This window comes from Mesorhizobium sp. M1D.F.Ca.ET.231.01.1.1 (assembly GCF_003999155.2).
Lineage (GTDB): Bacteria > Pseudomonadota > Alphaproteobacteria > Rhizobiales > Rhizobiaceae > Mesorhizobium.
In genome coordinates this window covers 538715-552794 of sequence record NZ_RZOZ02000002.1, presented here as the reverse complement: position 1 = coordinate 552794, position 14080 = coordinate 538715, and the positions used below count along the sequence as shown (strand labels likewise).

General features: G+C 61.9%; 11 protein-coding genes and 1 pseudogene. 2 read left to right on the top strand and 10 right to left on the bottom strand.

The features are described 5' to 3' along the window. The first annotated feature begins 168 nt into the window (after positions 1-168). Both EN874_RS09080 and hemN read left to right on the top strand, forming a co-directional pair. Positions 169-525 carry a hypothetical protein gene (locus EN874_RS09080; RefSeq protein WP_024505577.1) on the top strand — a complete coding sequence of 119 codons (357 nt, stop codon included), beginning with the start codon at positions 169-171 and terminating at the stop codon, positions 523-525. 470 nt (positions 526-995) lie between these two features. Then, positions 996-2322, top strand: a pseudogene (gene hemN, locus EN874_RS09075) (oxygen-independent coproporphyrinogen III oxidase). Positions 2323-2556: 234 nt separating this feature from the next. On the opposite strand, the gene EN874_RS09070 reads toward hemN, so the two are convergent. The 10 genes from EN874_RS09070 to EN874_RS09025 all read right to left on the bottom strand — a co-directional run bounded on the left by EN874_RS09070 (position 2557) and on the right by EN874_RS09025 (position 13950). Continuing rightward, positions 2557-4200: an MFS transporter gene (locus EN874_RS09070; RefSeq protein WP_126063923.1), complete on the bottom strand. Its 1644-nt coding sequence runs from the start codon at positions 4198-4200 to the stop codon at positions 2557-2559. 173 nt (positions 4201-4373) lie between these two features. Next, positions 4374-5357, bottom strand: coding sequence for a beta-ketoacyl-ACP synthase III (locus EN874_RS09065; protein WP_126063924.1), 984 nt, complete (start codon positions 5355-5357; stop codon positions 4374-4376). After that, positions 5354-6619: an adenosylmethionine--8-amino-7-oxononanoate transaminase gene (locus EN874_RS09060; RefSeq protein ID WP_126080683.1), complete on the bottom strand. Its 1266-nt coding sequence runs from the start codon at positions 6617-6619 to the stop codon at positions 5354-5356. Before EN874_RS09060 ends, EN874_RS09065 begins: the two co-directional genes overlap by 4 nt. Beyond that, on the bottom strand, positions 6619-7254 hold the full coding sequence (gene bioD, locus EN874_RS09055; protein ID WP_063169254.1) for a dethiobiotin synthase: 636 nt from the start codon (positions 7252-7254) through the stop codon (positions 6619-6621). Before bioD ends, EN874_RS09060 begins: the two co-directional genes overlap by 1 nt. Continuing rightward, complete coding sequence (locus EN874_RS09050) at positions 7251-8390, bottom strand: 8-amino-7-oxononanoate synthase (protein WP_024505572.1); 1140 nt, start codon at positions 8388-8390, stop codon at positions 7251-7253. The genes bioD and EN874_RS09050 overlap by 4 nt, the downstream gene beginning before the upstream one ends. After that, a complete protein-coding gene (gene bioB, locus EN874_RS09045; protein WP_245454882.1) occupies positions 8387-9355 on the bottom strand; it encodes a biotin synthase BioB in 969 nt (322 codons plus the stop codon). Before bioB ends, EN874_RS09050 begins: the two co-directional genes overlap by 4 nt. A 174-nt stretch (positions 9356-9529) precedes the next feature. Next, on the bottom strand, positions 9530-10411 hold the full coding sequence (nadC, locus tag EN874_RS09040; RefSeq protein WP_024505570.1) for a carboxylating nicotinate-nucleotide diphosphorylase: 882 nt from the start codon (positions 10409-10411) through the stop codon (positions 9530-9532). A gap of 1 nt (position 10412) precedes the next feature. After that, positions 10413-11954, bottom strand: a complete 1542-nt coding sequence (locus tag EN874_RS09035) for an L-aspartate oxidase (RefSeq protein WP_024505569.1) — start codon at positions 11952-11954, stop codon at positions 10413-10415. Further along, entirely contained in the window at positions 11951-12925 is a 975-nt protein-coding gene (nadA, locus tag EN874_RS09030; RefSeq protein WP_126063925.1) for a quinolinate synthase NadA, read from the bottom strand. Before nadA ends, EN874_RS09035 begins: the two co-directional genes overlap by 4 nt. 62 nt (positions 12926-12987) lie before the next feature. Beyond that, positions 12988-13950 carry a hypothetical protein gene (locus EN874_RS09025; RefSeq protein WP_126063926.1) on the bottom strand — a complete coding sequence of 321 codons (963 nt, stop codon included), beginning with the start codon at positions 13948-13950 and terminating at the stop codon, positions 12988-12990. Positions 13951-14080: the final 130 nt, after the last annotated feature.

Below are 14080 nucleotides of genomic sequence, written 5' to 3'. Positions count from 1 at the left end.
GCAGCACCTTTTCGCCGCTGTAAGTTCGCCGTGCAGGTACATTGCGCGGCCGGAAGCGAGAGGGAGCGCACCCTGAAACGGCTGCCTACGGCTCGCCTCGAGTAATTGGCGATGAACAGCATTCTCGAGAACTTAGTCTCGACGGAAAGAGCAACGAAAGGAAGCCGCTTGGACGAGCACGATCCGAAGGAAGAACCGATCGAGACCATTTTCCGCAACGGCACAATCACTGCCGTGGGTATCCTGCTTGCCTTTTCGCTCGGCTTCCTCACTCATTGGGCCGCGAACCCCTTGCCATGGCAACTCTACGATCTGTTCGCCGTAGTGCCGATCCTGCTCGGCATCGCACTGCAGATGAGAGCGCTGTCCATGCTGCTCGACATGAGTTCCTTGCGGCGCCCCATCTACGAACGCGCCAATCGCATTTTCATGGTCGGCCTCATCCAGACCGCGTGTGGCGTCGGCATGGCCATCTTGGTCGATCTTTTCGGGATATCGGTAGGGGGCACGCTGCCCGGCGCTTGACGACAAGCCACACCGCCGCTCTTCGCTCGAAGCGACGTCAAGCCGGGGAACCTTGTGCACCCCCTAGCGGCGTCCTCCTTTCATCAAATGAGCCGACGTCAGCTTTAGAGCGTCTCGGTGGCTAAAGCCGGTATGGTTTTTCGGCCGGCAGGGAAGGCCGCTGGCTGGACCTGGATGGCGTCTGAACGAGGCTTGACAGGTCCGTTGCGTCGGACATGAATTTCGCATTGCAAAGTTCTTCCGCAGACGCCTCAAGCACACTGCACTGGCGTCACGTACTACTCAGACGTTGAATGCGGCACCGCACCATCACCTCAGGCGCAACCATGGCACGCGCGCTCCCCGGCGTGGTTGACCCCATCCTGTCCAAACGAGACTGCGACATAAGCGGGACGCACTGACTTAGGTCAGAGACCAGGACGAGCGCGCAACGAAAGAATGATGGATCAGCGACGTGGGATGACAGCTCCTTGCACACCTCAATCCTGACAAAGTACCGGGACCCCCGGCCGCCTTGGTATACCATCTATCCGACTGTGCCAGACTTCTCTGCGGCAGTTGGTGCTGACGATTATGAGGAATGGCTGGGGGGCCTCCCGGCCGACGAATCGGTGTCGCTCTATTTCCACATTCCGTTTTGCCGATCCATGTGCTGGTATTGCGGCTTCCCTACCGCGGTCATCCGTCGCAACGGCCCGATCCTTAATTATTTAGCGGTGCTGCGTCAGGAGATCAGTTTGGTGTCGGAGCAAGTGCGGCAAGGGCTGCCGGTGAGCGATGTGCATTTCGGCGCGGAACGCCTCACCTTATCGGGCCAGCCGAGCACTTGGCGCTGATGGAATTTCTACGCCGCCACTTCGCTTTCAGCAAAACTGCTGCGATCACCGTGGAGATCGATCCCCGAACGTTCACACCGGAAATGGCCGAAGCCTTGGCAGCTAACGGTGTCAACCGCGCGAGCATCGGCGTGCAGAGCTTTGATCCCGATGTGCAAAGGCGATCAATCGGATCCAGAGTAAGGTGCAGACGGCCGCTGCAGTCCAAAATCTCCGCCGGCATGGCGTTGGCCATATCAACTTCGACCTCATCTTCGGTCTACCGAAACAGACTGTGCAGTCCTGCATCCAGACCGCGATGGCTGCGGTCGCCATGCGCCCCAACCGGCTTGCGGTGTTCGGATACGCGCATATTCCTTCCGTGATAAAGAACCAGCGCCTATCGAGCAGGCAGGTCTACCGGACGGCGATCTTCGCGCCGAACAGGCTGCAGCTGTCGCCGAGACACTGGTTGGCGCTGGCTACCGGGAGATCGGGCTCGATCATTTCGCTCCGCCGGACGACGAACTCGCGCTAGCGCAGAAGACCGGGCGCGCCTACGGCGTAATTCGCTGGGATACTCGGCCGATACTTGCAAAACGTGATCGGCTTAGGCGCGTCGGCTATTGGCCGAGTCCGCGAGGGGTATGTTCAGAACGAAGTAACACGGGATTCTTACGCCCGGCACATCGCAAGTGGACGTCTGGCGACATCAAAGGGTCACCGTCTGACCGACGATGACCGGGTGCGCGCAGCGATCATCGAGCGACTGATGTGCGATTTGGAGGCCGACGTGCCGACCATCTGTGCCGCCCACGAAATCGAACCAGCTCGTTTTCTCGATTCAGTTGAGAGTTTGGTGACGCTGGCTGAGGAGGGGATCCTGGACGTCGAAAACGGCTTCATCCGCGTGCGGCCGGAGCACCGCTTTGTTGTTCGCGCCGTTGCTGCTGCATTCGATGCTTTTCTCGCGAATCGATGAGTTGAGGCCACGACGCCGAAAGGCATCAAACCTTGTTTGGCGCTCGTCGGCATGGGCTCTCGCAGAAGACTCCGCAAGCGTATGCAGGGGACTTCCACTTGACGCCGCGTTCACCATCATCTCGCCTGGGTGCGCGCGAAAGCGCACAACCCGGAGCACGCTGCTCTCGGTGTGAGGCTGTGCTCTGCAAAGCACCGGTGATCCACCCTGTCCCTGGACAGCAGCTTGATGGCGTCATCTTGGAGGACGAGAAAAGATTGTCGAGGTACGGGTACGAATTGCCTCGGTCGTCCGTTCAATCGAAAGCACTGTCTGCGGAGGCACCTCTCCTTCATGCAGTGACAGGAGATGCTGGGCGACTTCCTTATCTGCTGCGGTGAGTCGATGATTTAGGCGGAGAAAGTCCATCCAGGTGGGGGTGCGGAATGTCTCCGTCCAAAGTGACGGTGTTTGCAGATTTCGCTGGAGCGTCCAGTTTCGTGCACCGGCACGGCTCTGGACGTGTCGCCGCGTGCGCATGGAGCCCAGAAAGGCCTCGATATTTTCCTCCGATATCAAATACTCGACCTTGGCCACGATAGGGCCACTTCTGGGTTTCAGATCGAGAGCCACGTCCGGCGGATGAAAAACTGAACTTTCTTGATCGGTTTCTTCCCAGGGACGGACCGGCAACACGATCCCCGCTGCTGCAACCAGCAACAGAGCGCCTGCGGCGCCCTCCAATGCTAAGGTCAAGGAATAGTTTTGCGCGACAGAACCCCAGATCCAGCTGCCAGCAGCCATACCGCCTGCGCTCAAGGCGTAGTAAATGGAGAGCGTGCGGCCTACAACCCACCTTGGGCTTGCCAACTGCACCGACACGTCAATGCCCGTCCAGGTGATAAGCCAACCCGCTCCGCCGAGCGCCAGCGAAATGGCCGCCACAGGAATCGACGATGTAAGGGCAAGGGAGAGGCAACAGACTGCACAAGCCACAGAGGCGAAGGCCACCAGCCTGTTTTGAGACGTGACCTTCCTCAAGAAGCCGTTGCCCATGCCCGCGATGAAAGCACCCATGCCGAAGCCGGCCAATAAGATACCGTAGACAATTGGCCCACTCTTCAACTGATCCCGGACGACGAGGGGGAGCAACGCCAGAATGGAGATGCTTGCCAATCCGAAAAGAGCGGCTCGGGCGGTCGCTGCCCTGATCTCCAAAGACATCGCAGTAAAGCGCACTCCGTCATGAATTGCCGTCGTCATTCTCTCACGAGGGAGAGGCGAAGAGCGGACCTCCCATTTGGTGCGCCATATCGCGCTTATGGGCGCCAGATCACTCACCGCAGCCAAGGCGAAAGCGGCCAGCGGCCCAAAGACGGCCAGGATCACGCCCCCCAAGGCCGGACCAACGCTGCGCACAATGTTGTATCCGACGGACATAAGCGTCACTGCGGCCGGAATGTCGCGTTTGTGAAGGATATCGCCGACCGAAGCGTGCCAAGCCGGATCATTCAAGGCAAAGCCGCAGCCGGCCAGGAAACCTAACCCGAGAATCAGCCAAGGACTGACAAATCCCAGACCCACAGAAATCATCAGCGTCGTCGACGCCGATGCTATCAGGCAGTGTCCCGCAAACATCACCCACCGGCGGCTGAAGTTGTCGGCAATGGCTCCGGCGAAAACTGAGAGGAAGAACACCGGCAATGTGGATGCGGCCTGGACGAGTGCCACCATGAGGTCGGACGCTGAAATCGTTGCCATAAGCCAACTGATGGCGACCGTTTGCACTAGCCAACCGAGGCTGGAAATCTGGGTGGCCGCCCAAATTGAGCGAAACACCTTGTTTCGAAATGGGGCGAGCGTCTTTGAAACGGGCGGTTGAGGATTTTCGCTCTGCATGAGGTATTGCTGGCCTTCGATGAGCGCTGCGATTTGAGCAAGCGGGTCGATACTTAGACATCGCGGAGCACCGCACGGAACCCAGCTCTATGGAGCTTGCCGGCGACTATTTACGTATTGAGCCATTCTCATAGTCTCATTCATGAGCAGTCCTGTGCGCAAGCATTGCTTTGCTAAATTCCCACCACAAGCGCGCCGCCGCTGAGACCCGCACCCGCTGCCGCCAAGAGGACTTTCTCGCCAGGCCGAAACGGCTGCGCCCGATGGGCCAGCGACAATGAGAGCGGGATCGTCGCGGCGGAAGAGTTGCCATATTCGGCGATCGTCTTGACGATCGAGTGATCAGCGATGCCGAGGTTCCTGCCGACCGCGTCGAAAATGCGCGCATTGGCCTGATGCGGCACGAAACGATCGAGGTCTTGCGGCCTCAGTCGGGCAGCAGTGAGCGCATCTCTCGAGCAGGCGGTCATCATCTCCACGGCCTTGCTGAATACTTCACGGCCGTCAGTGATCGTCATCCGTGTCTGCGCGAGGTCGAGGTCGGCATGGAACGGAGTGTTGCTTCCCCCGGCGGGAATCTGGATTAGCCCGTAGCGCGAGCCGTCGGAATCCACCGAAGCGCCGAGAATGCCTCGATCCGGGTCATCGCAAGGACTGATCACCATGGCGCCGGCGGCATCGGCAAACAGCACGGCGCTGGCGCGCTCGGCCAAATTGATGCGGTGGCTGAGGATGTTGGCGGCGATGACAAGGCTCGCTTTGCCGTGCAGGCGGGTGAACCCGTCGGCGAACATCAGCGCATAGATGAAGCCGGCGCAGGCGCCGGTCAGGTCGATCGCTCCGGCGCGGCCTAGCCCCAGCCGATGTGCGACCAGCGGCGCGCTTGGCGGCAGAAGGTGATCGGGCGTCGACGTGGCGAGCAAGAGTAGACCGACGTCGCCGCGGTCGATACCGGCATTGGTCAGCGCCATGTCGCCGGCAGAGGCGGCAAGGCCCGACAGCGTGTCTTCGTCTGTTGCCCAGAAGCGCGAGCGAATTCCGGTGCGCCGCTCGATCCAGCCGGGCTCAAGCCCGAGCCGGTCTTCGATTTCCGGGTTCTCGACCTTGCGCGCCGGCGCATGATGGCCGAAGCCGAGAACGCGCGACGATAGGTTCATGGCCGCGAGCCGAAGCGTTCGCCGGCCTCCTCTATCGCGTCATAGAGCCCGCCCAATTCGTCGCTGGTGATGCAATAGGGCGGTAGAAGATAGAGGACATTGCCGAGCGGGCGCACAAGTAGCCCCCGCTCAAGGAAAAAAGCGCGCAGTTTTGGCCCGATCTCGGCCAGATAACCGGCTGAGCCGGTGCGTAGGTCGAGTGCCGCGATGGTGCCGGTTGTCCGGCAGTCGGTGAAATATGGATTGACCCGGAAGCGTTGCAGCCCGGCGGCCTGCCTCGCGCTCAAGACCGCGATCCGCTCGGCCACCGGCTCGTCACGCCAGATCTCGACATTGGCAAGTGCTGCCGCGCAGGCGATCGGATTGGCGGTGTAGGAGCTCGAATGGAAAAACGTCTTCTTGCGATCCTCCGAAAAGTGAGCGTGGAAGATGGCATCGGTGGCGATCGTGGCGGCCAGCGGGATGGTACCACCGGTCAGACCTTTCGAGGTGCACAAGATGTCGGGCGAGACGGACGCCTGTTCGCAGGCAAACATGGTTCCGGTGCGCCCCCAGCCGGTCATCACTTCATCGGCGATCAGCAGCGTGCCGGAGGCTTCGGCGATCCTCTTCAATTCGGCAAGAACCCAGGCCGGATACATCAGCATGCCGCCGGCGCCAAGCACCAGCGGCTCGACGATCAGCGCGGCTGCGCGCCGGTCGCGGCTAACGGCCTCGAACCGATCCAGCGTTTCCTGCTCGCGCCCGGCGGCCGGGAAGGGGATGGCGTCGACCTCGAACAGCAAAGGATCATAGGCGGCGTTGAAGACGCCGCGGGCGCCGACGCTCATCGCCCCGATCGTGTCGCCATGATAGCTGTGCTCCATGACGGCGATGCGCGAACGCGGCGCGCCGATGTTGCGGAAATAGCCGAGCGCCATCTTCAGCGCGACTTCGACTGAGGTGGAGCCACTGTCGGAATAGAACACCCGGTCGAGGCCGGCGGGTGCGATGCCGATAAGCGCCTCGGCCAGCCGTTCGGCCGGCTCGTGGGTGAAGCCCGCGAAGATGATCTGGTCGAGGCTCGACGCGGTCGTCTCGATGGCCTTCATGATGCGGGGGTGGCGATGGCCATGGGTGACGACCCACCAGGAAGAAATCGCATCGAGGATGCGGAAGCCGTCGGCCTTGTGGAGATAGGCGCCTTCAGTCAGCACGATTTCAGGGACCGAGGGCTCTAGCGCGTGCTGCGTGAACGGATGCCAGACTCGAGACTCCGCCATCAGTCGCCTCCGGCAATCATGGCCAGGTCGAAGCCGGAAATCATTGCATCTCTCAACGTTTCACCCGTCAGCGGACCGAGGTGCGGCAGCCTGCCCAGCTGCGGCACGCCGCCGAATTCCACGATTGTCCTTTGTGTATCGGCCACCTCTTCGCCAATGAAGGCAATGCCGATGAGCGGGATGGAGCGGGCTCTCAGGGCCTCGATCGACAACAGCGTATGATTGATGGTGCCAAGCGCGGTGCGGGCGCACAGTATGACCGGCAGCCGCCATTGTTCGAATATGTCAATGAACCTTGTCTGTCGATTGAGCGGCACCATCAGCCCGCCGGCGCCTTCGATGACGAGCGGTGTCGGCAGGACCGGAAATGAAAGATCGTCGGCCTCGATCGCGACGCCGTCGATTTCGGCTGATCGATGCGGCGACAGCGGCATCGTCAGTCGATAGACTTCGGGCAGCACGCGTCCGTCGGGCAAGCCGGAAAGCCGGGCGACGACCTCGCTGTCGGTCTCCTCGTTGAGGCCCGATTGCACCGGCTTCCAGTAGAAGCCGTCGAGCAGCCCGGCAAGTCCGGCCGAAAACACTGTCTTGCCAATTCCAGTGTCTGTTCCGGTGACGACGATGCGTTTGGTCATGCTGTGGCCAACACTCCGACGAGAGCCTCGACCATGGCGGAAATGTCGGCTTCGTCGACGTTGAGAGTCAGCGAAATGCGCAGGCGCGACGTACCCTCAGGCACTGTCGGCGGGCGAATGCCGCGTATGTCGAAGCCGCGTGCCTGCAGTCCTGCCGCCACCGCCATGGTGCGGCTGTTATCGCCGATCACAAGCGGCTGGATCTGCGAACCGCTGGGCATCACGCCGCAGCGTTCGGCCAATTGCCGGCTCGCGAAAGCGACACGCTCGTGCAACTGAGCACGACGCATAGGCTCGTCAGACAGAATAGTCAGCGCCTCACGTGCCGCGACTGCCATCAGCGGCGATGGTGCGGTCGCATAGATGAATGGCCGGCACCGGTTGATAAGATAGTCGCACAGTGTTCGCGGTCCGGTAACGAGCGCGCCGGATGCGCCAAGCGCCTTGCCGCATGTGTGGAGCGTGACGATGTTGTCGCGGCCTTCATACGCGGCGGCCAGTCCCCGGCCGTCCGGTCCCCAGACGCCGGTGGCATGCGCTTCATCGACGACGATGAATGCCTGGTACCGATCAGCCAGCGCGACCAGGCTCTCCATCGGCGCACGGTCGCCATCCATGCTGTAAAGGCTTTCGAAGGCGATCCACACCCGCCCCATGCCGCCTTCGGCGCGCCAGCGGGTGATTGCGTCCTCGACAGCGTCGACGTCGTTGTGCGCGGCCAGCTTGAACTCAGCGCGCCCGGCCTGGGCACCCTCATGCATGCTGGCATGAGCGAGCTCGTCGAGGACCAGCAGGTCGCCTTTCTGCGGCAGGGCCGTCAGCAGAGCGAAGTTGGCGATATAGCCGCTGCCGAAGAACAGTGCACGCTCGGCTCCGAAAAATGCCGCTGCGTCCGCCTCCAGTTGCTCATGTTCCGGTGCATTGCCGCGCAACAGCCGCGATCCGGTGGCGCCCACTGGCGTGCCCCGCGCAATCGCCGTCGAAACCGCATCGCCCAGTCTTTTGGAGGCGGCAAGTCCGATATAGTCGTTCGACGAGAAGTCGAGCCCGGCGCGCGGTGCGAGCGTCCGCAACCGGTCCTTGCGCCCCAGTCCCCGCAAGGTTGCGTCATAGCGGGCAAGAATTGCCTCCTTCATTGCGTGGCGAGTTCCATAGGCTCAATGCCGAGGCGCCGGAACAGAAGGGTATCCTTGTCCTCGCCGGGATTTCCCGCCGTCAGCAGCGTGTCGCCGACAAAGATCGAATTGGCCCCGGCAAAGAAGCACAGCGCCTGCGTTTCGTCGCTCATCGCCGTCCTGCCGGCGGACAGCCTTACATAGGATTTCGGCATCATCACCCGCGCGAGCGCAACGATGCGGACGAAATCGATCGGATCGATGGCGTCGGCCGCGGCAAGCGGCGTGCCTTCGATGGGAATAAGCATGTTGATCGGCACGCTTTCCGGCGGCTCGGGCAGGTTCGCGAGCGTGACCAGCATGTCGATGCGATCGGTCTTTTCTTCTCCCATCCCGACAATGCCGCCGCAGCAGACTTTCATCCCAACCGCGCGCACGTGCCCAAGCGTTTCCAGCCGGTCGGCAAAAGTCCTGGTTGAAATAACCTCGCCATAGTAGCGCTCAGAGGTATCGATGTTGTGGTTATAGTAGTCGAGACCGGCCTGCTTCAGGCGAGCAGCTTGCTCAAGATCGAGCATGCCGAGCGTCATGCAGGTCTCCATGCCGAGGGCCTTGACGCCCTCAATCATGGCGACCACAACCTCCATGTCGCGCTCCTTGGGACTTCGCCACGCCGCGCCCATGCAATAGCGCGTTGCGCCGCCATCACGCGCCATGGCCGCTTCGTCGATGACATGCTTGACGTCCACCAGCTTCGACGCCTTCACACCGGTTTCGTAATGCGCAGACTGGCTGCAATAGCCGCAATCTTCGGGGCACCCGCCGGTCTTGATGCTAAGGAGCCGCGACAGCTGCACTCGGTTTCGATCGAAGTTCTGGCGGTGGATCGTCTGAGCTAGGAACAGCAGATCGTTGAATGGCATGCCGTAGATGGCCTCGGCCTCTTTGCGGTTCCATCGAGGAGGCGTTCCATCGACCGATTGCATGGTCTGGTTCACGTCGAACTCCGAGTTCATTCCAATCGTCATCGTCAAACCTTTGTTTGCTAGTCCGGTACGCCTTCTTGGCTTTGGGGCGCACTCGCTAAAGGCGAGCTGCGGCACGTCTTTCCAGCACCTCCTACGCCTGCCGAGCTGATGTTGCTCCTCACGCCGTAATCCTCAGTTCAAGTGCTTGCAGATGTTCTGGTGGTCCGGCATGTCCAGGCCGATGTCGAGGATCGGGGCGCTGTGCGTCAGCCAACCCATGGAGATGAGATCGACACCGGTCGCCGCAATCGCCGCCGCCGTTTTCGGCATCACCCGACCGGACGCCTCGGTGATCGTACGGCCATCCACTATAGAAACCGCGCGGGCAAGATCCTCGACCGACATATTGTCGAGCAGCACCGCGTCAACACCAATCGCGAGCGCTGCATCGAGCTGCTTCAGCGTGTCGACCTCGACCTCGACCTTCACCATATGCCCTGCTGCGGCGCGCGCCCGCTCTATTGCTGTGCGGATATCGCCGGCGATCGCGATGTGGTTGTCCTTTATGAGCACGCCGTCATCGAGGCCGAACCGGTGATTGGCACCGCCGCCGACGCGCACGGCGTATTTCTCCAATGCCCGCAGCCCGGGCGTCGTCTTTCGCGTCGATACAATCCTCGCCTTGTGACCGCGCACGGCCTCAACCATGGCCGCTGTGGCAGTGGCAATGCCGCTCAGCCGGCATAAGAAATTGAGGGCCGTGCGTTCGGCCGTGAGCAGGCCTCGTGCGGGTCCGGACAATCTTGCAATGGTTTCCCCGGCCCCAACCTCGCTGCCATCAGGGCGCCAGATCTGGATGTTGATCGCCGGTTCCACGAGAAGGAAGGCATACGAGACCAGATCGAGCCCGGCAACGACGCCCGCCTGCCTCGCTTTGAGCACCAACGTGGCAGTGCAATCATACGGGATAACCGCATCGGTGGTCAGGTCGCCGGATCTGCCCAGGTCTTCGAGGAGCGCAACGCGCACAATCGGTTCGATCAGGGTCGCGGGGAGGGGGGAGAATGAAGTCATATCAAGTGCTCCGTATGGTAGCCCGGCAATCGAGTGCGGCCGCGGCCCGCATTGCGCTGTGCAGTGTCAGCCGTGATGGGCGCACGTTGGCATCGTGGAGCGGGAAATCGGACCGACAGTGCGCGCCTCGACTCTCTTCCCGCCTCAGGGCCGCCGCGGCGATCATCAGTGAGACCAAAGCCGGACCAGAGGCAGCGACACTATTGGCTGCGATCGGCAGCAGGGTCGCCACCGCTTCGCGCATTGCCTCGCCGTCGCGGATGATACCCAGGGCGGCGGAGACAATCGGGCGGACCACGGAAGCGTCTGGTCGTGGAGGGACGAATGTGGAGCATCTGCGCGGTCGCCGGGTATACGACGTGCCGGCAACGCTTTCGGCAACCCAGCTCGCGGTGACCGCCGCTTCGGTGAGCGAGTTGCTGGCCAGGCGGTTGGCGCCGTGCAGGCCGGTACAGGCCACCTCACCGCAGGCCCACAATCCCTCGATGGAGCTGCGGCCGGCGCTGTCTACGGCGACGCCGCCCATGTGATAATGTGCCGCCGGGCGCACCGGGATCAGGTCGGTCGCGGGGTCGATTCCTGCGCTCCGGCACAATTCGGCGATGCCTGGAAAACGCTTGCCAAATCTCGGGCCGAGACTTTGCCGTGCGTCCAGGAATACGCGGCGTCCAACGGCAAGCTGGTGCCAAATGGCGCGCGCTACGACGTCGCGAGGCGCAAGTTCACCGCCAGGTGTGTCGGCGAGGAAGCGCTCTCCTCGCTCATCGATGAGCACCGCGCCTTCGCCACGCACGGCTTCGCTCACCAGCGGCATCGGCCGGCGCGGACCGTCGAGCGCAGTTGGATGGAACTGTATGAATTCCAAGTCGGCGAGTTCCGCCCCCGCCCATGCGGCGAGCGCCAGCCCGTGACCCCATGAGCCAGCGGGGTTTGTCGTGTCGCAAAACAGCCCGCCGACGCCGCCGGTCGCCAGCACCGCGCGACGCGTGGGCAGAGCGAGCGCGCCGGCTCGTCCTGCTGCGACCACGGCGATGACCGACCCGTCCTGCACGACCAGCCGGCGGACCTCCACATTTTCGATAATGGTGATCGAGGCTGTACGCCGAACCGCGGCGACGAGCGCGCGCACCAACTCGCGACCGGTGGCGTCGCCGGCTGCATGCACAATTCGCCGTCGCGAGTGTGCCGCCTCGAGCCCAAGTCGCAACGCGCGGTCAGGGTGCTGGTCGAAGTCGACGCCGAACCTTTGGATCGTCCTAATCGCTTCGGGTGCAGCTCGTACCACTCGCCGCACCGTGGCCTCATCGCAGAGTCCGTCGCCGGCAGCTATCGTGTCGCAAAGGTGAAAATCTGGGCCGTCGTCGCCCCCGAGACTTGCCGCAAGACCGCCCTGGGCAAGTTCACTGCAGGCTCCGGTTCCAAGCGGCGCGTTGGTCAAAAGCACGACCGGTTCCGGCGCCAGATGAAGCGCCGTCATCAGGCCGGCAATGCCGCCGCCGATGACGACCGGCGCCCCGGCGATGTCGCGAACCTCCAGACTCATAGGGAAAGCATGCGCTCGACCGCGCGGCGGGCGGGGCCGGCAATTTCGGGATCAATCCGGACCTCATGCCGGTTCTGCTCGAGTGCGGCGCGAATGTTGGCCAGGTTGATGCGCTTCATGTGCGGGCACAGATTGCATGGGCGAACGAACTCGACGTCGGGATGCGCGACCGCGACGTTGTCGCTCATCGAACATTCGGTCAGAAGGACGACACGCGTCGGTTTCTCACGCTCGACATAATCCGACATCGCCGCGGTCGAGCCGGAGAACTCCGCCTCCGCGACAACGTCTGGTGGGCATTCTGGATGGGCCAGCACGATGACGCCTGGATGGGCATCGCGCAGTTCCCGGATGTCTGCTGCGGTGAAGCGCTCATGCACCTCGCAATGGCCTTTCCAGGCGATGATCTCGACGTCTGTATCGGCTGCCACGTTCCTCGCCAGATATTCGTCCGGGAGCATCAGCACACGCGCCACGCCAAGCGATTCCACCACCGCCTTGGCGTTGCCGGACGTGCAGCAGATGTCGGACTCCGCTTTTACGGCGGCGGAAGTGTTGACGTAAGTAACAACGGGGACCCCCGGATACCGCAGCCGCATTAGCCGCACGTCGTTTGCCGTGATCGATTCGGCCAGCGAGCAGCCGGCGCGGAGATCCGGGATGAGCACGGTCTTGTTCGGATTGAGCAGTTTTGCCGTCTCGGCCATGAAATGAACGCCGGCAACCACGATGATGTCGGCGTCGACCGTCACCGCCTTGTGGGCCAACGCCAGGCTGTCGCCGACGATGTCTGCCACGCAATGAAAAATTTCGGGCGTCTGGTAATTGTGCGCCAGCACCACCGCATTGCGCTCACGCTTCAGCGCTAAGATGGCTTCAATATCGCCGGCGAACGCGAGCCATTCAACGGGTGGGATCACCCGCCGGACACGCTCATACAGGGACGCAGCCATAGGTAACGCCCCAGTCATTGGCGCCTCGATTATATTCGGTTTGACAATAAGGGAATATATCTACCTTGACTATAAGTATGTCAAGCCCGCGCCAGCGGTAATTTTGTCCCGGCGATAGCCCTGTCGTCGAGGACGGCATGCCGGAAGCGATAAAGCTTCGCCGGTCGGCCGCCCGTGTCGAGGGAGGTCTCCCCGGTCTCCTCAACAAGTTCCTGCTGCTCGACCAATCTCCGGAAGTTCGGCTTGTTGATCAGCCTGCCAGCCAAAGCTTCCACGGTTCGCTGCAGTTGCAGCAGCGTGAAGGAAGGCCGCATAAGCTCGAACACGACCGGCCGGTATTTGATCTTCGAACGCAGCCGCGCGATCCCGGTTGCCAGAATACGACGGTGGTCAGCGACCATTGGTTTGCCAGCCGCGGCCGCAATCGCGTCCCTGCCGCCACCGGCCTCCTCAATCAGACCAGCTTCATAGAGCAACTCGTAGCGTTGGAGCGTGAGTTCCTCGTTCCAATGGCGGTCGTCGAAGCCGAAGGCTATCGCAGCGCGCTGCCGGCGCTCGCGTTGAGTGGTCGGCTCGCTGGCGCCGCCGGCCCACTCAATCAGGCGGGGCCGCAATCTATCGAGCAGCACAGGCGGCGTGCCGAAGCGGTGGTCCTCCCAGGGAAAATATTCGTACCAACTTTGCCAGCCGCACGCGGCCGAGTTCGTTGCCTGTTCCTTCCTGGTCAATGCGAGATAGCTGATTGAGATGACGCGCTGGTGGCGCTCAGTGCCGATGCGATCGCGATCGGCGAAGGTGTAGAGTTGCTCGATGTATCCAAGTGCATGGCCGGTCTGCTGCTCCACCCACCCCCTCAAACCCGACTGCAGTGATCGATGCTCAAGGGCAAAAGGTCCAGAAGGGAGGGTGTCCGCATGACCGACTGTGAGGACACAGGGCTCACTGTCGTTTACGGCGACCACGACGGCAGTCAGGTCCACTTTGGCTTCGTCAGCTTTGACGGCGGCTTTGCCTTTCTTGGTTCTTCTTGTCTGAGGATCCATGTTTGCGAAAGCGGGTTGGCCCAACGGAGCGCCTTAATCGATTGAATGTAACCTTGGAAGCCAGCACGTCAACACCAGAGTACTCAAGCGCTGTTTTTAGCTCTTCGCAGTCGCACAAAAATATGCCAAA